This is a genomic window from Neptunomonas marina (assembly GCF_004005935.1).
Classification (GTDB): domain Bacteria; phylum Pseudomonadota; class Gammaproteobacteria; order Pseudomonadales; family Balneatricaceae; genus Neptunomonas; species Neptunomonas marina.
The window spans coordinates 124,543-145,125 of sequence record NZ_SACQ01000004.1 but is presented as its reverse complement, the minus strand read 5'-3'; the positions used below and the strand labels follow the sequence as shown (position 1 = coordinate 145,125).

Genomic DNA, 20,583 nt, shown 5'->3' with positions numbered 1-20,583 from the left:
GCAATGAGACAAAAAAGTATCAGTGTGGTGGCGTTTCTTATGATGTTGGCAGCGCCGCTAGCGCCGGCGAGCGACGTGGTTGTGAGCTTCTCTGTGCCCGAGTTTTCAGATGGTCCAAAGCAGCGTCCCTATGTTGCCATATGGCTTGAAAAACGCGGACAAAAACAGGCGATACGTACGTTTGAAGTATGGTACGAGGATAAAAAGTGGCTCAAGGATTTACGCCGTTGGTGGCGCAAATCAGGCCGCTACCAAGAGGATATTGACGCTATTACCAGCGCCACTAAGCCACCCGGTACCTACACCCACAAATATACCTTTCCTAAGGAGCTACTAGAGTCCGGAGGGAAGTATGCCTTGTACATTGAGGCCGTTCGCGAACACGGCAACCGCACGCTATTAAAGCAACCCATTGATCTTTCAAATCCTCTGCCACAGTCTTTCGAGCTGGAAGCAGGTAAGGAAATTGGCCCCATTAACATTCGTCTTGGAGACTAAGAATGCGCCGTTCTAGCTTGTTGTCTGTTTCATCTACGCTAAAAAAATCATTAACGCTTGGGTCATTGTTGCTTGCCAGTGTCAGTACTTACACCAACGCTCACCCTGTATGGGTACTGCCACATGAGTTTGTTGTATCAAGTGAAAGACCTGAGTGGGTCACCTTTGATGTAACTGCGTCTCACACTTACTTTAACTACGATAAGGGCCTGCCTCTTCATACAGTATCTATCCACCTGCCTGATGGTGATAAACAAGGTGTGGGCAGTTACTTCAAAGGCCACCGTAGAAGTGTTTTTGACCTACAACTTACCCAAGACGGTACTTACCGTATCGAGGGTAAGCGTCCGCCTTACTACTTTACTGAATACAAAGCAGGTAAGAGAGACACCGTAAAGCGCATGAGAGCAGATAAGGTGACGGCAGCGCAACAGCTGCCAAAAAATGCTCGTGACGTTAAAACGTACTTGATCTCAATGACGAGCATGACCTTCGTCACTAACAACAAGCCAACGAATGATCAGGTTGAGCCAAAAGGAAAAGGGCTAGAAATTAAACTGAATGTACACCCCAATGACATTGTTCAAGGTGATGAAGTCGAAGTGACTGTGCTGATGGATGGCCAACCGACGGAAGGCGCTAAAGTCGAAGTGACCCCAGGCGGAACCAAATATCGCGACGAGCGCGGTGTTCTGGAATTCAAGGCCGACGCTGAAGGGAAGATCCGTTTTACACCTGAACAAGCTGGACCTTGGGTGTTTTATGCCAACCACACCGCACCGGCTGAGTCCAAACTGGCTGATGAAAATTATGCATCGCTGTACATGACATTTGAGGTCCAGCCCGAGTGATGCGTTTTTTGCTACTCATGCTAGTGAGCCTGCCTGTGTGGGCTCATTACCCAGTCATGACCTGTGAACTGGATGGTGATCAAATCCTCTGTGAAGTCGGCTTTAGCGATGGTAGTAAAGCCATTGGGAAAAAAGTGCAACTGATCACCTACGAAGACGAAGTGCTTGCTGTTCAGGTGGCTGATAAGTTTTCGCGGGTTAGCTTCAAGAAGCCAGAGGGCGAATATTACATCCATTACGATTCTGGCCATGAATTCCCGGTCGAGGTTGACTACGGTGAGCTCTAATTCACCACAGCTGACCATCGAGGTTATCGCGCCTGACAACGGCGGGCGTGAAACCCTCTGGGTAACGCTGACTATTGTCTTGATGGTGATACTGGCCTTTATAGGTATCAAACTCAACCGTGCGGCGCCTGCAGCGCAGGTACAACATATCGGCCTCTCTATCGAGGCGAAGCGAGTGCTGACAGATCTACGTAATGCAGCCGATGAAATCCAGTTTTCAGCTGAGGGTACAAACTACCCAAGTATTACCGAGTTACAGCGTTGGGAGCTTCCTCCGTTCGCGAAAACACCGGGGGTCATCAGCCAGTACGTCTGGGATAAGGTTGAGCACGACTGCTATCTAGGCGTATCCCAACAAGAGGGAAGCCCGCACTTTATGCTGCTGCTAGACGGTGAACCCCATATCTATTGGAGTACCGACACAGCTCCAGTAACAGATTGTCATCAGAACTTAGATTGGATTAAAGATAAACCCCGTGCTTAGATTCAGCTGCTTTATACTGTTGCTATGCGCTTCTGCTATTAGCTCTGCAACAGATCGCCTTAAGGTAGGCATCACACTTCACCCGTATTACAGCTATGTTGCCAATATCGTCAAAGATAGGGCAGATATTGTTCCGCTGGTCGATGCAGGATTCAATCCTCACAGCTACGAACTGCAACCGGCTGATTTAACACGTCTCATGACGATGGATGCTTTGGTTCTAAACGGCATAGGCCATGATGAGTTTGCAGTTAAAGCCGTTGAATCTATGCGTCCGCAGCTGACAGGGCGTAAGAACCCTTTAACTATTATTTATGCGAATCAAGATGTCCCCCTGCTCGCTGCGGCAAACAGCCAGCAAGCATGGAATCCTCACACCTTTGTTTCGATTAATTCCGCTATTCGACAAATTTATACGATTGCCGAGAAACTGGGTGATTTAGATAACGCCAATGCCGCTTTCTTTAAACAGAATGCGGTCATCTATGCTCGCAAACTGCGTAAGCTAAAACACCAGTACTCCAAAGCGTTGCTAAACACTGATTTGAAAGGCGTCAAGATTGCTAGTACTCACAATGCCTACGGCTATTTTCTGCAAGAGTTCGGTATTGGGATAGATACCGTGATCGAACCGGCTCATGGCGTTGAGCCGAGCGCCAGCCAGCTACAGGGCACTATTGATCGAATCAAGGCTGCCAATATCAATATCATGTTCACCGAGCTGAACATGGGCAACCGTTATGTAACAACGATAGAAAAAGCGACAGGCATTAAGCTCTACCACTTCTCCCATATGACGCATGGTCAATACGATGCAGAGATGGTTTTCAGGGAGATGCAGTTAAACCTTGAAACGTTGGTAAAGGCTTTGAGCAACCCTAGCGCTGTTGCTAAATCAGACACAACTGCAGGGGCAAAAGAATGACGGCTCCTTCGATCAAGCTGCAAAACGTCAGCTTGAATATGGCAGGAAACCAGATCTTAGACGACGTCACCTGCACCCTCGAAGCAGGGCGGTTACACGTACTTATAGGGCCAAATGGGGCTGGAAAAACGTCTCTTCTTAAAACGATGCTTGGGCTTTTCCCTCACCAGGGCAACATTGGGCGCGCTTGGCCAGGCAAACCCGTTCCTGCCGCCTATATTCCACAACAGCCGCGGTTTGATACCGTTCTTCCAGTGACCGTACGGGACTATCTGATCGGTTGCCTGAGTAACCGCTCACTGATTTTCAAACCGACCAAACAGCAGCTCAAAATGATTGCGCCTTTGCTGGAAACAGTCGGTCTTGCCGGGAAAGAACATCTGCAACTTGGCAAACTGTCTGGCGGAGAGCGCCAAAGACTGATGTTTGCTCAGGCACTTAGCCTTAACTCTCCCTTGTGGTTTTTGGATGAGCCGACCACTGGCTTGGACACGCAAGGCATCGAGTTTTTCACCGACTTTTTGGCCCGCCTCAAAGAGGAGCAGAAGACGCTCATTATGGTTCACCATGATATGGAGTTTGTAAAAAGCTGGGCGGATAACATTCTGATTATCGACGGTGGCTTGAAGAGCGCAGGCACTCCCGATGAGGTTTTCTCTGGTAGAACGCGTCAGGAGGCACCCGTATGGACGCATTGAGAAGTTGGGTGTTTGCGCTAGAGCAGCAAGGCATGCTGCCGGAAATGTTCCAGTATGCTTTTCTCACCAATGCGCTGGTCGCGGCTTTGATCATAGGGCCATTACTTGGCGGTATGGGGAGTTTAGTCGTTATTAAACGCTTGGCGTTCTTTTCTGAAGCTGTCGGCCATGCGGCGCTCACAGGGATCGCAATTGGGATTCTATTAGGAGAGCCACCCGCCCATCCTATCGCGTCACTGTTTAGTTTCTGCTTAATCTTTGCGTTACTGCTGCATTGGATTAAAAGCCGAACGGCAGTTCCCTATGATGCACTGGTGGGCGTGTTCCTCGCGGTTGCTATTGCGATGGGGGCGGCGCTCTTACTCTATGTGGCGCGCATGGTGAACATCCATATTCTAGAAAATGTTCTCTTTGGGTCCATTTTAACCGTTCAGGATCAAGACTTGCTGATTCTAGGAGTGATTGGACTTGTGTGTACGGCCGCCGCTCTGCTCTTTGGTAATAAAGCGCTCATAGCCACGCTAAATCCTGAGCTTGCTCAAGTGCGTGGTATCAATATTAAGTTATACGACTACGTATTTATCGTTTTTATCGCTTTGATAACGGTCGCTGCGGTAAAGATTGCGGGGGCGATATTGGTAGGTGCAATGCTACTTATCCCGGCAACCGCAGCCCGACTTGTCACCACAGAAGTACGTAGTTTTTTCTGGCTGAATGTCGGCATTTCAACAGCCTGCTGTCTGTTGGGGGTTTTGCTGCCCATGTGGTTTGAATTACCGATCCCCTCCGGTGCTGCCATCGTTTTGTTAGCGGCCATTTGCTTCGTCTGCTCCGTTAGTTTCAATCGTATCGTAGGTCTCACATGAAGCCCGTTCTTATCTGTTTGCTACTTTCGCATCTTATGTTGGGAGGGCTCGCTTGCGCCAATGACCCTATTCAAAGCAAGGCTCGGGTTGCCTCAGCCATACCGGTACTGCATCTGTTGAATGAGGAGCTATTGAAGAACACCGGTATCGAGGCTGCTTATCTGCCACCTAAGCGTTTGCCGATATCTCGTATTGGTAACTGGATCAAACGCAAGGGAGAGCAAGCCGTTAAATCAGGCGCTCTTTATACAGCCGTTGCGACTATCGAGTCTGTCAGACCGGATCTGTCCTTCTACTCGCTTATCAGAAGCACCAATATCAGAGTGATTCCTGTTGATGCTGCGAATGAGCTGTCACCCACCGGCTCAAAAATCACGTTGCCCACAGCAGCGCAGGCTAATCAGGCATTCTTTTGGCTGGATATCAATAACCTGATCACGATGTCCCAGATTCTGGCCCGCGACTACGCAACTATCTGGCCAGAGCTCGCCAACCAAATTGTTGAGAATCAGGAGCGTGTACAAGCATCTTTGAACTTGTTTACCCTCAAGCGCGATGAGCTGCTTCTAGACACAGAGCGGTTTAACCTGTGCGTTGCAGATGAGAAACTGCTGCCGTTGGCAACCTCATTGAATATGCCGATTACTGCCGCCACTGAAAGCTGCAAAGCAGACGCTTCTATCCGCATTCTAAAGGCATCCAAAAAAGAGGGTTCTGCTGCGGGTAGATGGGCCGTCAATGCCCTTGATAAGCCAATCAATAGTGACCTTCGCACTTGGCTTGATAGAAATCTTGCTAGTCTTGAAGCTGCTGTAGCTCGTTAATGCTCATTGGTTGAAGAGGGCAGCTTTCGTTGCTTTCGCTGCGGTTTTGGGATGAGTCTTGGGCATTCAGCTGACTGGCTGGATGTCACTCTAATGGATATGTTTTAGGGTTAGTGTGTCTATTCTAAGTTCAGATAAAGCCTAGTCTGTAAGGCCTATGTGAGGGTTTCGGCGATCACAGCATCGAGCGCCTTAGCACGGTTCGCTGAACGTGCGAAGCAAGCTCAAGCTAGGCGAACGCACTTGCCAGAGAGTGTCTTCTAAAAGCGGGCTGTTATGGTAAACATGCGGCTCGATTTTGTCTGCTCGATGCTCCAGCCAAATTTATCTGAAATTTGTTGTATTAGCAGCATGCCAAGGCCGAAGCCGGTGCTAGCTGTGCTTTCTTCAGGGGAATAGGGGTTGGATACCGTGAGTGAGCAGTCCGTTTGGGAAATGTGTATATGGCCTTCCGAGGTATGTTGAAGTGCATTTCTTACCATATTTGTGACCAAGATCCGAAATGCACCCTCAGGTAGGTTTCTTGTGGCATTAGCGCTGTCGATAGTGAACTCAATCTCTTTTGTATCCCGCATATAGTCAAGCTCATCGATGACTTCATCCAGCAAACGGCTGAGTTGAACCGGCTTGCTAATAAGTGTCGTATCTTCTCGCCGGTTAAGCCATAAAAGCGTCTCTATTATCCCCTTCATTGTTGAGCTAGCCCGAGAAATTCTGTCTTGGATCTGTTGCTCCTTCGCGTTGCTCGCTGGTACTGCCTTACGCAGCAGTCTCGCGTTGCTCATTAGTGTCATAATGGGGTTGCGTAACTCATGGCTGGCATATCCAAGAAAGTCGCGCTCCCGCTTTAGAGCGTTCGCGTTGCTAGCCATTGAATCGAGCATTACGTTGGCTAAGCCGTTGAGCTCTTGGAACTTAAAGTCGGGGCTTTGCGCTGGCAGCTTTTTCAGCTCTAGGCTTTGGGCCCATCCTAAAAAGTGCTTTAGCGGGCGACGATAACTACGAGAGAGGTAAAAAAGCACAAGAACAAACAGGCTGAAAGCAACTGATCCGCATATCGCAATGAGTACCATCGGGTCTTGAAGGCGAAATTTGTTACTGTTTGGGCGCTGGGGCTTAATGTATGAGACGTATCGTACTTGGCTATCGTCTGTGGCTACTCGCATTACAAAGTAGGCTTTTTTGGGAGGGGCGAAGTACCACCAATCCTCATAGTGTTTGAGATATCTATCTGTGGCAGTTGGGGGGGATGCAAAAACGTTTCTTATTGCTGGTGGTGTGGCTTCCCAGCTGCTTGCAATGTGGTAGCCAAGGACTTCTGAGCGCCGGTCGTTATCAAGCGCGGCATATTTTGCCGCTGACCTCATATGGATCTGCCGGCTCCTATCAAAGCCATGCAGAAAGGACTGCGAAGCGATGAATGAGAGCAGTAATGACATAGAAAATGCGAGCAGTGTTATACGTAAGAAAAAGTGTCGCTTTAAGCTCTTGTTTCTAAGGAACATGTTACTAAAAGATGGCGAAGCCATATCCGGAAACGGTGTGTAGCATTTGGCCAGCTCCCGCTGCTGCTAAGGCTTTGCGCAGATTGTGAACGTGCACGCGCAGCTTATTGCTGCTCACCTCGTCATCGCCCCATACTTTCAGCAACAGTTCCTGGTGCGACACTGGCTCTGGGCTGGATCTTAGCAGGGTTTCGGTAAGTTTAAAGCCAGTAGGAGTGAGGGGGATCGGCTCGTTGTTTGCCGTAACGCAACGGTTGGTAAGGTCCAAAACGAGAGGGCCAGCGGTTAGCGTTGTTGCTTGACCACTGCGGCGGCTTGAAAGTGCGTGTATGCGCGCGATCAGTTCCTCTATTTCAAATGGTTTTACCAGGTAGTCGTCGGCGCCCGCTTTGAATCCTGCTAGTTTGTCTGCGAGTGAATCGCGGGCACTCAGCATCATTACAGGAGTGTTATTTCCTCTATGTCGCAACCTCTTGCACAGGGTAAGCCCATCCATCTCGCGCATATTTATATCTAACACTAGCACGTCATAGCTTGGTGAATCTGTGGCTAAGTTCTCGCCTTTCACCCCATTCGGAGCATAGTCGCAGGTCATATTCTCGAGTTCTAAGTTATCGACAAGCGATGACGCCAAGTCACGGTCGTCGTCCACCAGCAAGATATTCAGCATGCTCAAACCTTACCTTTGCTCTTAACGGGTTTTTAACGCGGAGGAATATAAAGTAAAACAAATTTTTTTAAAAGTAATAATGATTATTAATCTTATTAACGTTATTTCGTAGGGTAGTGCATTGAAAACCAGCAAGTCTGAGTCATTAGAATCGGGGCAGGATGTTAGCGCTTCAATCGCTGAGCAACCGCTAAACGAAACGCTAAGCAACAGTCAGATGACTACTGACCAGAGTGTCGAGGCGCTACCCACTAATGCGTCAAGCGTGGCTGGGAGTGCGGTGGACTCTGCAGGATTGTCTACATCCAGCATGGATGTGGCTAGCCCAATGGTAGCTGCAGAGCAGGCTGCTCCAAACGACCAAACCCTATTACAAGGTGCAGATGCTGCTAACGATGCGATGGATGGGGTGGTCGCTGGAACTGACCTCTTGGCAGTGGTGGCAGAGGCACAGAACTTACTTCAGGTTGGCGGCCCAGTCGTATTGATTTTACTGGCGTTGTCCGTTTTATCCCTCTCGATCATTTTGCTCAAAATATGGCAATTCGCACGCTTACGACCAGAAAGCACCGCAGATATCGGTCGAGCTCTACTTTTGTGGGAGCAAGGTAAGTATGCCGATGCTCGACAAGCCCTAAAGTCGAAGAGGCCAGTGTCTGGTTTGGTTTATAAAGCCATGGTAATGGCGAAGGGAGATATGCCAACTGAACTTATTCAGGAGGAGTTATCACGCCAAGCTAACGGCCTGATACAACAGTTACGTGCCTATCTTCGGCCCTTGGAGGTGATCGCAAGCCTCAGTCCGTTGTTGGGGCTTATGGGAACAGTGCTTGGCATGATTGTGGCGTTCCAGCAGATGGAGGCGGCCGGTAGTCAAGTTGATCCAGCGGTACTCTCTGGCGGGATTTGGCAGGCGCTATTGACGACAGCAGCAGGTTTAGCCGTTGCGATCCCTGTGGCGGCTGCTCACAGCTGGCTAGATCGTAAAGTAGAGCGTGTGACTGCATTGGTTAATGACACGGTTACACAAGTGTTTACCAAACAGTCCGGTCGTCAACATCCTCAGTCTGCGCAGGTAGTTGTGGAGCACAGAAATGTTGCTTGATACAGCGCCAGCGAGTAAGCGCCTGATAAGCATCACCCCCTTGATCGATGTGGTATTTATTCTGCTTCTGTTCTTTATGTTGTCGTCAGTTTTCAACAAGACAACTCGGCTTGAAGTCATCACGGCAGGCGCTAGTAGCGGGAAGGCCGTTTCGGATAAACAACACACACTCATTTTGCTTGCCGACGATTACGTGACGCTGGATGGGCAGCGCTTTTCACTAGGTGATGGTGCTTATCTGCGCCGGCTGTCTTTGCTCGCAGAGCAGGGCGATATGTTACGTGTTGCTGCACGTTCAGGCGTGTCGGTGCAGGCGCTGGTAAGCCTGTTGGATGAGCTCCAGCGTATGGGGCTTGCGAACATCAAACTAGGCCCGACAAAAAAACAATGAAAGTGATCACGCCAGCGCCGTCAAATCGATCGAATAATCAGCTGGATGAAAGCATGATTCCGGCGATTAACATCGTTTTTCTATTGCTGATTTTTTTCATGATAGCGGGCCATATTGAGGCGCGAACTGATCAGTTGAAGATGCCAGTGTCACAGAGTTCGTTGACCCTCAAAGACGACGCCGTAACTATCCAGATACTTAACGATGGGCGATATATCGTGAACGGGAGTCCGGTGAGTGGTGAGCTACACGATACGCTTGGCCCGCTCGTTACTGGAACCGATGCGGTAGTGACTTGCAAAGTTGATAAACACCTATCCGCTGAAGTGCTTGATCCTATCCTGAATACCGTTCGTGACTTGGGTATTCAACAGCTCAATATCGCGACGGAGCAGCGCCTCTAATGCGTACAACTTTGACGACATGGGAAATTGTCAGTGCACTGCTTGTCGCGGTAGCACTGCATTTGTTGGTTTTGCTTCCAGTGTTTGCGCGCGATCTGAGTGAGGGTGCTATTGCTGCTGGCGAAGATGGATTACAGGTCAGTGTTGGGTTGGCAGGAAGCTTTGAGGAAACTGCTCAGCTACGTGATGAGCTTATCGAAACCCGCAAGACATCTGATTCGCAAGTCGAGGAAGCGCCAAAGCCCGTCGACACTCCTGAAGAGCCAGAGCCAGAGCCAGAGCCAGAGCCAGAGCCAGAGCCAGAGCCAAAGCCAGAGCCAGAGCCAGAGCCAAAGCCAAAGCCAAAGCCAGAGCCAAAGCCAAAGCCAAAGCCAAAGCCAAAGCCAAAGCCAAAGCCAAAGCCAAAGCCAACACCGGTGCCCAAAGTCGCTTCCGAGTTAGTCAGCGAAAAGAAGGCGGTTAGTTCACCGTCGAAAGCCGATGGCGAGAACGCACATGCTGTTTCTGACCAGCCAGCGACGCGAGCAACAGGCGTTGGTGATCGTGTTGAGGCGGGCGGTAATCCTGCGGCAAGGCAAGGGTACTTGAGCAAAGTCATGGCGAAGCTTGCTAGAGCTAAACGTTATCCCCGCTCAGCACGGAAAGATGGCGTCACGGGTACCGCGACTGTCCGTTTTACTATTCAGAAAAACGGCAGAGTCATAGTGCCTAGGCTACTCAACAGCTCGGGTGATGAGCGCCTAGATAAAGAGGCGTTAGCCATGCTGCAAAGGGCTAGTCCATTCCCGAGAATTCCCGCTGAGCTAGGGGAAAACTCGTTGGATTTAACACTACCAATAGAATTTTCACTCAATAAAACAACTCGTAAACTTTTTTAGGGGAAAAGAACGATGTCTCAACAAAAAATGGCCGCGACCTCGCGTGACATTCTTCGGGCGAATCGAGGTGCCGCTGTGGTGCCTAGTACGCTAGCACTGGCAATTTCTGGTGCGCTAATGAGTGGTTTGGCTCATGCAGAAGACAACAAAGGAATCGAGCTGGACAAACTCAAAGTTGAGGAGTCTGTGACGCCTGATACCAACCCGTATGCTGTTCCAGGAGCGCCTTATCTGGCGGAGCGTGTTTCTGATCCTCGTCGTACGCGACCTGTTGCGGAGACGCCGCAGACAATTACGGTATTAACGGCGACGCAGATTGAAGACAGCGGCCGTAGTGATCTACGCGAAATCCTAGATGGCCAGCCGGGTATTACGCTGGGTACGGGCGAGAACGGTAACGCATTTGGTGACCGCTACATCATCCGTGGTCATGAAGCACGTAGTGATATTTTTGTTGATGGTTTACGTGATCCGGGTATGACGATTCGCGAGAGCTTTGCAACGGAGCAGGTTGAAATAAGTAAAGGCCCAAGCTCAAGCTTTGCTGGCCGCGGCACAACTGGCGGCGCGGTAAACTCGGCGACGAAACGCGCTAGCACAGAGTACGACTTTTCCAAAGTTTCCGGTGGTCTAGGCACAGATAGCCACCACCGCGTAACGCTAGACACTAACCAAGTTATTAACTACGACACCGCTGTTCGAGTGAACCTTTTGCACGCTGGGGAAGATGTTCCAGATCGTGCTCCTGCCGAACGTGAGCGTAAGGGTGCTGCTATCTCTTTGACTCACCAGCCAACGGATAACCTAGAGATCACTGCTGACTATTACCACTTCGATGGTAACGACAAGCCCGACTTAGGAACATACATCGATCGCTCCACTGGTGATGTTGTGAAAGATGTGCCTGTTTATTTACAGAAAGAGGACTTCCTAGAGTCTCAGGTCGATACCGGCACATTGCGTATCGGTTATGAGATTGACCCTCAAACACGTATCGTCAACCTAACGCGTTACGGCACAACGGACAATGGCTACCTGCTTACAGGTACACGCGGTGCGACCGGTTATGCAACTCAGGCTGACGCCGAAAATGGCGTTAACGGTTTTGCGACGACAACACTAAGTACCCACCAAGGTTGGCAAGAGGTTGAGTATTTTGCAAACCAGCTAAATATCCTCGCTAATCGAGAAATTGGTGGTAAAAACCACGAGTTGGTATTCGGTATTGAGTACACCGATCAAAGCGTTCTTAATGGAACCTACTCTGCATCTTCCACAGGCGCTACCAATTGTTACGCCTCTGGCCGCGGCGGTATTTCTGCAACGCACTGTACCATCGATGCTGCTGGCAATGTGGTTGGTAATGTGAACAGCCTTCTGGATCGCGACGTAACACGTGGTGATTTTGATTCAGACTGGAATGTTAAGACGCTATCGCTTTCTGCTATGGATACGGTCGATCTAAACGATCATTGGACTGTTTTCGGTGGTTTGCGTTACGACTACTACGACTACAAAACAACGGCATACTTCGATCCGGACGGTCGTGGTGGTCCTGCGCCGCGTGAGTTGACTGACTTTACAGATGAAGGTGGCTATTGGAATGGCCATGTTGGTGCAAGCTATAAAGTGGCGCCAAACGGCAATGTCTATGCGAGCTTCTCTACAGCGACTAACTTGAACGGCGGTGAGTCAGATGTGGGTACGAGCTGCGGTTACGGCGGTATCTGTGTCGATGGAAGTGATCCCAATCTAGGCGATCCAGAACGTACGGATAGCTGGGAGTTGGGTACCAAATGGCGTCTAAATGATGACAAGCTCCTTGCAACAGCAGCGGTGTTCCGTATCACTAAGAAAGATGTGATGGAGCAGCCAACAGGCGACTCTTATAGCACGGAAGGTACGCTGAATACCGGTAAAAATCGTGTGGATGGTGTTGAGTTTGGCTTGGCTGGTAACTTAACCGATAAGCTTAGTGTTCAAGCAGGTGTTGCTTTCATGAACGCTGAAGTCTTGGAATCAGTAAATCCGAGTAACGAAGGCAAAACGCTAGCAAACTTTGCAGACAAGTCCCTCTCTTTACATATGCGTTACCAAGCGACATCGAAGTTCGCATTTGGTGGTACCGCAACGTACGAGAGTGCGCGTTTTGTAGGTCAGCCTGACAGCGCTGCCAACGAAGAGCTGGGTGTTCCTGAGTACACGGTGTTTGATGCTTTCGCGACGTATCAAGTCAATCGCGATATGAAGGTTCGCCTCAACGTAGGTAACGTTTTCGATGAAGACTACTACCTAGCTGCTTACCGCTCTGGTTCATTCACCTACATTGGTGACCGTCGTAACGTTCGTTTATCGATGGAATACAACTTCTAAGGTGATGCGTTAATGCCGAGGGGCTCCCCTCGGCACTTGAGAAAAATTATGGAACAGCCTCAGACTCCTCTCACTCCATTGAGTTATATTCCCTCTGAAATTGCCTGTGCCCAAGATTATGAGGCGTTAGCACATCAGTTTATCGAGCCAAAACGCTTAGCCTACATTGAAGGTGGCAGTGGTCATGATCGTACGTTGCAGTTGAATCGTGATGCTTTTCAAAAGTGGGGCATCATCCCTCGGCCATTTGCGGATATGGCTCATGCAACCACGGCACTAACACTAGGCTCTCACGCTTTGGAACATCCTTTCTTGTTAGCTCCGGTTGCTTATCAAAAACTAGTGCATCCGAATGCTGAGTTGGCAACTGCTCAGGCTGCTGCGGCAACCGATACAACAATGGTTTCCAGTACGCTGTCTAGCGTCACGATGGAGGATATTGCCGAACATTCGGGCGCTATGCGCTGGTTTCAGCTCTATCTACAGCCGGATGAACAGAACACAACTGAGTTGGTCATCAGGGCCGTTAAGTCAGACTATCAGGCGATTGTTGTTACCGTCGATGCTGCGGTTCAGAGCCCGAGTATAAGGGTGCTCAGGGCAGGGTTTGTGATGCCAAACGAGATCACAGCGGCAAATCTCGAAAGCCAGTTCCAGAAGCCTCATGAGGGTGTGAGTAAAAGCCGGATATTTTCGGACTATATGGTGAGTGCTCCCACCTTTGCTCGGCTGGAGAAACTGATTCGGGAGTGTCCTTTACCCGTTATTATTAAGGGTGTTTTGAGTCCTCAAGATGCAGCGGCACTGCATGATTTAGGTGCCGCAGGTATTGTTGTTTCTAATCATGGCGGGCGAACACTTGATGGTACGCCTGCATCACTCGATCTTCTGCCAGCGATACGTGACGCTGTTGGTGATCGGTTTCCAGTTTTGTTAGACAGCGGTATTCGCTCTGGTAGCGACGCGTTTAAAGCCATTGCACTGGGTGCTGATGCTGTTCTGATTGGGCGATTACAGGTTTACGCACTTAGTGTGGCGGGGGCGCTGGGCGTGGCACATATGCTGAAGCTACTGCGCGAAGAGTTTGAGCTTTGTATGGCGATGACGGGCTGCCAGTCTGTTACTGCGATTCGATCAACCACACTCCACTCAGTTATGAGGGCGTCATGTTAATTACTATTCCTCAGGTGCTTTCAGCAGATGAAGTGCGCCAGTTCCGCGAACATCTTGACGCGGCTCAATGGCTTGATGGTCTCGCTACCGCAGGTAGCGTGGCACGTAACGTAAAGCGAAATCAACAATTGGATGATACGCAAGAACCAGCCATGGGTCTTGGGCGATATATTCTGCAAGTGCTAGCGCAGCATCCCACGTTTATCTCGGCGGCGCTGCCTGACAAGATTTACCCACCTAAATTTAACCGCTATAGCGAATCCGAAACTTATGGTGCGCATGTCGATGGCGCATTGATGCAGTTGCCTAGTTCAGGTCAGACAATACGTACAGACCTATCAGCGACGTTATTTCTGGCTGAGCCCGACGAATATGAGGGTGGCGAGCTATCCATCCAAACTCAATATGGTGCTCACTCTGTGAAGTTAGCAGCCGGCGATATGGTGCTGTATCCATCAACGAGCCTGCATCAAGTCACGCCGGTTCGTTCGGGAGCCAGAGTGGCCGCTTTTTTCTGGATTCAAAGTTTAGTACGGGATAGCTGTCGCCGAGAAACGCTCTATGAGTTGGATAGCTCTGTCCAAGCGTTAACTTCTGAATTAGGAGCAGCCCATCCAGAGGTTGTTAACTTAAGCGGTGTTTACCACAACCTTATTCGACAGTGGGCAAGCCCGTCTTAATACCCCGCCAAGGTTCTAAAGGATTACACTATGAAAAAACAGACATTCTTGAACATGTGCTTTTCCGCACTGATGTTTGCCTCCTTTTCGGTGGCAGCGGCGGATGAGCTAATGGTTTACTCCTCAAAAAATGCGAGTTATCTAAAGCCAATGCTGGACCAATATTCGCGTGAAACGGGTACAGCGGTTGGTTACGTGATCGCACCAGCTCCTATGTTGGTATCGCGTTTGGTACTGGAGGGGGCCGAGACGAAAGCTGATGTATTGTTAGCGTCAGGTGTCGGAAACTTTGCCAATACGACCGCTAAGCGACTGCTCGCTCCGTTGGTATCGAGAACACTAGAGCGAAACGTCCCGGAGCATCTGCGGGCTAAAGACGATACTTGGTTTGCTTTTTCTAAGCGAGCCCGCACTTTGATTTATCATACAGACCGTGTCAAAGAGTCTGATTTAGACGGTTATGCTGGGCTAGCTGACGCAAAATGGCGTGGCCGTGTATGCCTCCGTACCAGTCAAGCTGAATACACCCGTACGTTGATCTCGACGCTGGTAGCAAAGTGGGGTGAACAACGGACAACCGAGGTGATTAAGGGATGGGTTGCTAACTTGGCGCTTCCACCGTTAGCCGATGATGATCAGATTATCGCAGCCATTCGAGAGGGCCAGTGTGATGTCGGAATGGTGAACTCCTACTACTATGCCCGATTAAAAAGAGAAGACCCGCAAACACCCTTAAAGCTGTTTTGGGCAGACCAAGATACTGATGGCGTGCACATGAACATCACAGCCGTTGGCGTAACTGCACACGCGAAAAACAGGGCGCAAGCGTTGGATTTTGTCGAGTGGCTGACGACCAAAGAGGCCCAAGTACAATATGCAAAAATTAGCATGGAGTACCCTGTACATCCGAAAGTATACCCACCACGTGAGATCGCTAAATGGGGACGCTTTAAAGAAGATAAAACATCGTTAGACCATGCCCTGCGGCTGTCTGGTACGGCCCAGCAGATTCTAACCAACGTGGGTTATCAGTAGTTTTCTGTTTACAGTACGGTGCTGCCTTAGCAGACAGACCCCTTCCTTGCTTGTTTAGGGCAGCGCCGCCACTGTTTGGGTGCAAGATATAGCGCAGCATTTGTGGTGTAGACGCGTTATAATCGCGGCTCACACAACTGAGATGACCTGCCTTGAACACTTCTTTCGCTTCGCTTCCTCTTCGTGCTGAACTAATCAGCAATTTATCCACGCTGGGCTATGCCTCTATGACGCCGATTCAGGCGCAAAGCTTGCCGCAGATGCTCGCTGGTAAAGACCTGATTGGCCAAGGTAAAACCGGCTCCGGTAAAACTGCTGCGTTTGGTTTAGGGCTGTTAAACAACCTGAACGACAAGCGCTTTCGTATTCAGACCTTGGTGTTGTGTCCTACGCGTGAGTTGGCGGATCAGGTTGCGGTGGAGGTGCGCCGATTAGCGCGTGGTATCCACAATATTAAGGTGCTGACCTTGTGTGGCGGTATGCCTATGGGCCCACAGATTGGATCGTTAGAGCATGGTGCTCACATTATTGTGGGTACGCCGGGGCGTATCGAAGACCACCTAGATAAGGGCCGCCTTGACCTGAGCGAGCTGAACACCTTGGTGTTGGACGAGGCCGATCGAATGCTCGATATGGGCTTTCAAGACACCCTAGATCGTATCGTTGATCAGCTACCGGCACAGCGCCAAAATTTGCTGTTTAGTGCAACATTCCCAGAGCAGATTCAAAAGATTGCCGAACGGGTGATGCATAACCCTGCGATGGTAAAGGTTGAATCTTTGCATGAGCAAAGCAGCATCTCCCAGTCGTTTTATCGCGTTGCGGATGACCAAGCACGGGTTGCAGCCACGCATGTGCTGCTGGCTAAACATCAACCAACTAGCTGCATTATCTTCTGTAATACCAAAAAAGAGACGCAGCAGCTGTGTGAGTATTTGAGTGAGCGCCGTATCAGTGCAATGGCGATTCACGGCGATCTTGAGCAGAAAGATCGTGATCAGGTGTTGGTGCGTTTTGCTAGCCGCAGTTTGTCGGTGTTAATCGCTACCGATGTGGCTGCACGTGGGCTTGATATCGACGATATTGATCTGGTGATTAACTACCAAGTGGCGTTCGATCCTGAGGTGCATACCCACCGCGTCGGGCGTACCGGCCGTGCTGATAGCAGCGGAGCGGCCTGCACGTTGTTTAGCGAAAAAGAGGCGCACCGTATTGCTCAGCTAGAGCTGCCGGATGGCTTTGATCCTGTGGCTAGCCCCGATGTGCTGCCTTCATCTGACCTTACTAGCGGATTTCGTTTGATCCCATCGATGACCACGCTGCAACTTGCTGCCGGTAAAAAACAGAAGATTCGTCCGGGTGATATTTTAGGGGCGCTAACCGGCGATAAGCAACTGAGCGCACAGCAGATTGGTAAGATCAAAGTTGGCTCGACATGGGCGTATGTTTCCGTTGCGAACGAGATCGCGCGGGACGCGCTGGATAAGCTGCAAAATGGCAAAATCAAAGGGCGAAGCGTTCGAGTGCGTCGTCTGTAAGTTGTTGCGCAACGAGTCTCCAAACGGGCCAAATAAACGTAATCTGCACGGATTTGGCCCCGTTCTACTCTGTCTTTCTGGTTGTTTTACGGTCTAGTGCATAGATATCTGCTTATAAACGCCAACCGCTTTAGCAACCTATTTTTACTGATCAAGCGGCATACACTTGAGTGCCTTAGCAAAGCTTTGCTGGCCCCTAAAGCGCCCTAGTTTCTCCGTTGTGAGTGCGCCGTTGCTCAGCTTGATTGCAACCACATTGGCCCATCCGCTATCGGCTGTAATCAGTTCAGCGGTTTGTCCACACTGTCGAATGCCGCCAGAGATAAAGTCCTCGCCGATACGGTGGTTTGTTAAACCAGCTAAGCTAGCAATCTGCTCAAGGTTGTTGTCTTGGTATCGCCAGATACGCAAGGTTTGAGCAAGGTGAGGGCGGTCGATATAGGCGATCTCCATATGGCCATCACCGTCCAAGTCGGCCGCGCCGATGGGTGCTAGCCAGCGATAGGCTTGGCCGATAGTTGGCGTGGCGGTTAGCCGTGTTAGTGTGCCGTTTTCGATCCCCCAGATTGCAAGCCGTGCTCCCTCAGCCACTGAGGATTCGATGGTAATAATCTCTGGCTTTTGATCATTGTTTAGGTCTACCAAGCGGGGGGTAAGGTCTTCGAAAACCATCGATTCAGGCAATGTTGCCTCCTGCACCTTGGGGGTGGCTGGGCAATGGCTTTCAGAGTAACGCGTCGTTACGGTCAGCCCCCCGTATTCGATAGTGTCGCCCAGTACTCCATGGGCATAGCGCCGTGTTGGCTGGCTATAACTGGCCGATATCTGCTCGGCACAGACTGCGGATTTCGACTCGGCAAGCACACTTGGTGTGATGAGAGTGCTGAATAGCGCAAGCCACTTGGTAGTCTTTTTTACCTTTGAGGTCATCATAGTGGTGTGTGTCAGTAGTTTTGAGAGTGCTGCAAAAGCTGTTCGTAGTTTTGGGTCTGCCTAGGCTTTATAAGATTGTTTTCGGTTGGTGGTCAATGTGCAGGGCAGTATTGGTGTGTTGCGCTTAGCACTAGATACCGTTGTTTGGAACTGTAGGTGTCATAGAAACAAATTGAAATTGCTGTTTTAAAAGCAGCAATAGCGCAGACGCAGAACTAACGGGCAAAGTGATGTTTCAAAAATAGTTGCCTTAACTGAAAGACAGAACTTGATCCTTGCTTCGAAATTCCGAGCTAGCGTAACAAGTCTTTGTGACGTGATCGGCGCACTCGTTTGAGCGGTTGTGAATGAGTGCGCCGGGATCACGTTTGTATCAATTTTGCGTGTTACTTAACTTGGTTTAGGTAATTCGTTAGGCGATCTTTGTTCATAACAAAAGTTGCGCTTAGAGAAGCAGACTGCGTTTTAATCTCTTCCAGATTGGTAGGGCTTCCAGCTACCACTACGCCAACCATTCCCATTATTGTGTGAGGCGTGCACTTATAGACATAAACGCCTTCTTTATCCACTGTAAAGGATACTTTCTGATTCATCGCGCCTTTCCAGCCAGCTGAGCCTTCAGGGATCAGATTAGTAACGGATTCAGAGTTGTGCGCCATATCTGTCGGTTCAAAGTGAACGGTATCACCGACAGCCACGTTTAGAACGGCAGGCTCGAAAACCATAGTTCCATCAGCTCCGACATTTTTCATTTGTACTGTATGCTCTGCGGCGAATACCAACTGTGAGCTGAGCATCAGAGCTGCGGTAGCGGTAAAAATCTTTCTATTCATAGCTATCATCCAATTAATCCTATGGTTGTTAAAGAGAATCATTCTGATGTTTTTCTTAAAAGACTTTCAATCGTGTTGAGGGTTGTACGCGCGGTTAGGATGTGTCGTTCAATGTGCAAAGCAGCCTTTACAGACAGAAGTGGAGATCTATCAGTGAGGGGGAGATAGGGTATCTAACGTAACGGGTGAGGGGACAAAGCTTAGGGCTTAACGCAGGGCTGGGAAAGGCAAGAAAGTGTGCGAATGTGTAGAAAGGGTTTGCAAGAGAGTAGAAAGGACTAGATCAAACCTAAATCAGTAAATGATTGATAAATAAGATCTAATCCTTTTTATTTCAGAGCTTACAGCCCTAATTTGTTTGCAACGTAATCGGCGTCTTTGTCACCGCGGCCAGATAGGTTAACCAAAATGGTTTGGTCGCTTGGTAACTCAGCCGCTTTGCGCATCGCCCAAGCCACCGCATGGGAACTCTCAAGCGCAGGGATAATGCCTTCTACTTGGGAGAGCGTCATAAAAGCGTCAAGACACTCTTCATCCGATGCCGTTTCGTAGTTAACGCGGCCTAGCTCTTTTAGGTAGCTGTGCTGTGGGCCAACGCCTGGGTAATCAAGGCCTGATGCGATGGAGTGAACCGGCATTGGTTCGCCATTTTCATCTTCTAGGACGTAGCACTTCATGCCATGGATTTCGCTAGGCTTACCGAGCGTGAGTGTTGCAGAGTGCTCAGTTGTTGCAAGGCCCTTGCCTGCTGGCTCTACGCCAACGATATTGACGTCGTCGTCATTCAGGAACGCGGTAAAGAGGCCCATAGCGTTCGAGCCACCGCCAACGCAAGCCGTAATGTAGTTAGGCAGCTTGCCCTCTTTCTCTTGGAACTGCTGGCGTGCTTCTTGGCCGATTACGCACTGGAAATCGCGAACCATTTTTGGGAACGGGTGTGGGCCAACCACTGAACCGATGGCGTAGATGTAGCTAACAGGGTCTTTTAGGTACTCCTCAAAGGCGCTATCAACGGCATCTTTGAGCGTAGCTGTACCGCGTGTCACTGGTACCAATTTGCAGCCCAGAATTTTCATCTTCGTGACATTAGGGTGCTCTTTTTCTATGTCGACCTGACCCATGTGGATCTCGCATGGGATACCAACAAGGGCACATGCTGTTGCCAGTGCAACGCCGTGTTGGCCTGCGCCTGTTTCAGCGATCACTTTGGTTTTACCCATGTACTTCGCAAGGAGTGCTTCGCCCAAACAGTGATTGATTTTGTGCGCGCCAGTATGGTTTAGGTCTTCGCGCTTCAAAAAGATGCGAGCCCCGCCAAGCTTTTCAGTTAAGCGGCGTGCGTAATAGATTGGGCTGGGGCGGCCAACGAAATCAGTGAGTAGAGACGCAAGTTCTTCTTGGAACTCTGGCTTTTGGCGGATCTCTTCGTACGCTTGATCGATCTCGTCCATGATTTTTTTGAGCTCAGGCGGAATAATCTGTCCGCCGAACTCTCCGAAGAAGCCTTCTCTATCAGGCATTTGGCCAAAGTCAAACTTGCTCATGTTACATCTCTCTTGATGGGTATCAGTCTTTCAGTATCGTTTTCTGAAACTATAAAAGAGAGCGCAACCGGAATCTACTTATACGGTG

Annotated in this window: 22 protein-coding genes; 17 read left to right on the top strand and 5 right to left on the bottom strand. The window is 49.8% G+C overall.

Features of this window, described 5'->3' with window-relative positions:
* The first annotated feature begins 3 nt into the window (after nt 1-3).
* Genes EOE65_RS10000 through EOE65_RS09965 form a run of 8 tightly spaced genes read left to right on the top strand, consistent with a single transcriptional unit; the run spans nt 4 to nt 5,433 of the window.
* Entirely contained in the window at nt 4-498 is a 495-nt protein-coding gene (locus EOE65_RS10000) for a DUF2271 domain-containing protein (RefSeq protein ID WP_127694174.1), read from the top strand.
* A gap of 2 nt (nt 499-500) precedes the next feature.
* A complete protein-coding gene (locus EOE65_RS09995; protein WP_127694173.1) occupies nt 501-1,349 on the top strand; it encodes a DUF4198 domain-containing protein in 849 nt (282 codons plus the stop codon).
* Nucleotides 1,349-1,636, top strand: coding sequence for a hypothetical protein (locus EOE65_RS09990; RefSeq protein WP_127694365.1), 288 nt, complete (start codon nt 1,349-1,351; stop codon nt 1,634-1,636). The genes EOE65_RS09995 and EOE65_RS09990 overlap by 1 nt, the downstream gene beginning before the upstream one ends.
* Nucleotides 1,626-2,120: a DUF6162 family protein gene (locus tag EOE65_RS09985; RefSeq protein ID WP_127694172.1), complete on the top strand. Its 495-nt coding sequence runs from the start codon at nt 1,626-1,628 to the stop codon at nt 2,118-2,120. The genes EOE65_RS09990 and EOE65_RS09985 overlap by 11 nt, the downstream gene beginning before the upstream one ends.
* A complete protein-coding gene (locus EOE65_RS09980; protein ID WP_127694171.1) occupies nt 2,113-3,045 on the top strand; it encodes a metal ABC transporter solute-binding protein, Zn/Mn family in 933 nt (310 codons plus the stop codon). Before EOE65_RS09985 ends, EOE65_RS09980 begins: the two co-directional genes overlap by 8 nt.
* Nucleotides 3,042-3,743: a metal ABC transporter ATP-binding protein gene (locus EOE65_RS09975; protein ID WP_127694170.1), complete on the top strand. Its 702-nt coding sequence runs from the start codon at nt 3,042-3,044 to the stop codon at nt 3,741-3,743. The genes EOE65_RS09980 and EOE65_RS09975 overlap by 4 nt, the downstream gene beginning before the upstream one ends.
* Nucleotides 3,731-4,609 carry a metal ABC transporter permease gene (locus tag EOE65_RS09970; RefSeq protein WP_127694169.1) on the top strand — a complete coding sequence of 293 codons (879 nt, stop codon included), beginning with the start codon at nt 3,731-3,733 and terminating at the stop codon, nt 4,607-4,609. Before EOE65_RS09975 ends, EOE65_RS09970 begins: the two co-directional genes overlap by 13 nt.
* Complete coding sequence (locus EOE65_RS09965) at nt 4,606-5,433, top strand: hypothetical protein (protein WP_127694168.1); 828 nt, start codon at nt 4,606-4,608, stop codon at nt 5,431-5,433. The genes EOE65_RS09970 and EOE65_RS09965 overlap by 4 nt, the downstream gene beginning before the upstream one ends.
* Nucleotides 5,434-5,693: 260 nt before the next feature.
* On the opposite strand, the gene EOE65_RS09960 is transcribed toward EOE65_RS09965, so the two are convergent.
* The gene (locus EOE65_RS09960) at nt 5,694-6,599 is read right to left on the bottom strand and encodes a sensor histidine kinase (protein WP_206052655.1); all 906 of its coding nucleotides are present in this window, start codon (nt 6,597-6,599) and stop codon (nt 5,694-5,696) included.
* A 343-nt stretch (nt 6,600-6,942) separates the two neighbouring features.
* Nucleotides 6,943-7,608: a response regulator transcription factor gene (locus tag EOE65_RS09955; RefSeq protein ID WP_127694166.1), complete on the bottom strand. Its 666-nt coding sequence runs from the start codon at nt 7,606-7,608 to the stop codon at nt 6,943-6,945.
* Nucleotides 7,609-7,729: 121 nt separating this feature from the next.
* Here EOE65_RS09955 and EOE65_RS09950 point away from each other — a divergent pair, with 121 nt between their 5' ends.
* From EOE65_RS09950 to dbpA, 9 genes are all read left to right on the top strand, one after another.
* Nucleotides 7,730-8,713: a MotA/TolQ/ExbB proton channel family protein gene (locus EOE65_RS09950; RefSeq protein WP_240656966.1), complete on the top strand. Its 984-nt coding sequence runs from the start codon at nt 7,730-7,732 to the stop codon at nt 8,711-8,713.
* Nucleotides 8,703-9,104 carry an ExbD/TolR family protein gene (locus EOE65_RS09945; protein WP_127694165.1) on the top strand — a complete coding sequence of 134 codons (402 nt, stop codon included), beginning with the start codon at nt 8,703-8,705 and terminating at the stop codon, nt 9,102-9,104. Before EOE65_RS09950 ends, EOE65_RS09945 begins: the two co-directional genes overlap by 11 nt.
* A 53-nt stretch (nt 9,105-9,157) precedes the next feature.
* Nucleotides 9,158-9,508 (top strand): ExbD/TolR family protein, encoded by a 351-nt coding sequence (locus EOE65_RS09940; RefSeq protein WP_164847073.1) that lies wholly within the window; start codon nt 9,158-9,160, stop codon nt 9,506-9,508.
* On the top strand, nt 9,508-10,386 hold the full coding sequence (locus EOE65_RS18035) for an energy transducer TonB family protein (protein WP_164847072.1): 879 nt from the start codon (nt 9,508-9,510) through the stop codon (nt 10,384-10,386). Before EOE65_RS09940 ends, EOE65_RS18035 begins: the two co-directional genes overlap by 1 nt.
* A gap of 12 nt (nt 10,387-10,398) precedes the next feature.
* Entirely contained in the window at nt 10,399-12,759 is a 2,361-nt protein-coding gene (locus EOE65_RS09925; protein WP_206052654.1) for a TonB-dependent receptor, read from the top strand.
* A 48-nt stretch (nt 12,760-12,807) separates the two neighbouring features.
* Nucleotides 12,808-13,932 carry an alpha-hydroxy acid oxidase gene (locus tag EOE65_RS09920; protein WP_127694161.1) on the top strand — a complete coding sequence of 375 codons (1,125 nt, stop codon included), beginning with the start codon at nt 12,808-12,810 and terminating at the stop codon, nt 13,930-13,932.
* On the top strand, nt 13,926-14,612 hold the full coding sequence (locus EOE65_RS09915; protein ID WP_127694160.1) for a Fe2+-dependent dioxygenase: 687 nt from the start codon (nt 13,926-13,928) through the stop codon (nt 14,610-14,612). Before EOE65_RS09920 ends, EOE65_RS09915 begins: the two co-directional genes overlap by 7 nt.
* A gap of 30 nt (nt 14,613-14,642) precedes the next feature.
* Nucleotides 14,643-15,647, top strand: a complete 1,005-nt coding sequence (locus EOE65_RS09910) for an extracellular solute-binding protein (protein ID WP_127694159.1) — start codon at nt 14,643-14,645, stop codon at nt 15,645-15,647.
* Nucleotides 15,648-15,799: 152 nt separating this feature from the next.
* Complete coding sequence (gene dbpA, locus EOE65_RS09905; protein ID WP_127694158.1) at nt 15,800-17,185, top strand: ATP-dependent RNA helicase DbpA; 1,386 nt, start codon at nt 15,800-15,802, stop codon at nt 17,183-17,185.
* 144 nt (nt 17,186-17,329) lie between these two features.
* Here the strand turns inward: dbpA and EOE65_RS09900 are convergent, their stop codons facing one another.
* From EOE65_RS09900 to trpB, 3 genes are all read right to left on the bottom strand, one after another.
* On the bottom strand, nt 17,330-18,118 hold the full coding sequence (locus EOE65_RS09900; protein WP_127694157.1) for an FG-GAP repeat domain-containing protein: 789 nt from the start codon (nt 18,116-18,118) through the stop codon (nt 17,330-17,332).
* 386 nt (nt 18,119-18,504) lie between these two features.
* Complete coding sequence (locus tag EOE65_RS09895; protein ID WP_127694156.1) at nt 18,505-18,951, bottom strand: pseudoazurin; 447 nt, start codon at nt 18,949-18,951, stop codon at nt 18,505-18,507.
* A 341-nt stretch (nt 18,952-19,292) separates the two neighbouring features.
* Entirely contained in the window at nt 19,293-20,495 is a 1,203-nt protein-coding gene (trpB, locus tag EOE65_RS09890) for a tryptophan synthase subunit beta (protein ID WP_127694155.1), read from the bottom strand.
* Nucleotides 20,496-20,583 lie beyond the last annotated feature (88 nt).

Excerpts from the sequence above, each read along its gene's own strand:
- EOE65_RS10000 (WP_127694174.1), top strand. The coding sequence starts at position 4 with ATGAGACAAAAAAGTATCAGTGTGGTGGCGTTTCTTATGATGTTGGCA.
- EOE65_RS09995 (WP_127694173.1), top strand. The coding sequence starts at position 501 with ATGCGCCGTTCTAGCTTGTTGTCTGTTTCATCTACGCTAAAAAAATCA.
- EOE65_RS09990 (WP_127694365.1), top strand. The coding sequence starts at position 1,349 with ATGCGTTTTTTGCTACTCATGCTAGTGAGCCTGCCTGTGTGGGCTCAT.
- EOE65_RS09975 (WP_127694170.1), top strand. The coding sequence starts at position 3,042 with ATGACGGCTCCTTCGATCAAGCTGCAAAACGTCAGCTTGAATATGGCA.
- EOE65_RS09970 (WP_127694169.1), top strand. The coding sequence starts at position 3,731 with ATGGACGCATTGAGAAGTTGGGTGTTTGCGCTAGAGCAGCAAGGCATG.
- EOE65_RS09965 (WP_127694168.1), top strand. The coding sequence starts at position 4,606 with ATGAAGCCCGTTCTTATCTGTTTGCTACTTTCGCATCTTATGTTGGGA.
- EOE65_RS09960 (WP_206052655.1), bottom strand. The coding sequence starts at position 6,599 with ATGCGAGTAGCCACAGACGATAGCCAAGTACGATACGTCTCATACATT.
- EOE65_RS09955 (WP_127694166.1), bottom strand. The coding sequence starts at position 7,608 with ATGCTGAATATCTTGCTGGTGGACGACGACCGTGACTTGGCGTCATCG.
- EOE65_RS09945 (WP_127694165.1), top strand. The coding sequence starts at position 8,703 with ATGTTGCTTGATACAGCGCCAGCGAGTAAGCGCCTGATAAGCATCACC.
- EOE65_RS09940 (WP_164847073.1), top strand. The coding sequence starts at position 9,158 with ATGATTCCGGCGATTAACATCGTTTTTCTATTGCTGATTTTTTTCATG.
- EOE65_RS18035 (WP_164847072.1), top strand. The coding sequence starts at position 9,508 with ATGCGTACAACTTTGACGACATGGGAAATTGTCAGTGCACTGCTTGTC.
- EOE65_RS09925 (WP_206052654.1), top strand. The coding sequence starts at position 10,399 with ATGTCTCAACAAAAAATGGCCGCGACCTCGCGTGACATTCTTCGGGCG.
- EOE65_RS09920 (WP_127694161.1), top strand. The coding sequence starts at position 12,808 with ATGGAACAGCCTCAGACTCCTCTCACTCCATTGAGTTATATTCCCTCT.
- EOE65_RS09915 (WP_127694160.1), top strand. The coding sequence starts at position 13,926 with ATGTTAATTACTATTCCTCAGGTGCTTTCAGCAGATGAAGTGCGCCAG.
- EOE65_RS09910 (WP_127694159.1), top strand. The coding sequence starts at position 14,643 with ATGAAAAAACAGACATTCTTGAACATGTGCTTTTCCGCACTGATGTTT.
- EOE65_RS09900 (WP_127694157.1), bottom strand. The coding sequence starts at position 18,118 with ATGATGACCTCAAAGGTAAAAAAGACTACCAAGTGGCTTGCGCTATTC.
- EOE65_RS09895 (WP_127694156.1), bottom strand. The coding sequence starts at position 18,951 with ATGAATAGAAAGATTTTTACCGCTACCGCAGCTCTGATGCTCAGCTCA.
- trpB (WP_127694155.1), bottom strand. The coding sequence starts at position 20,495 with ATGAGCAAGTTTGACTTTGGCCAAATGCCTGATAGAGAAGGCTTCTTC.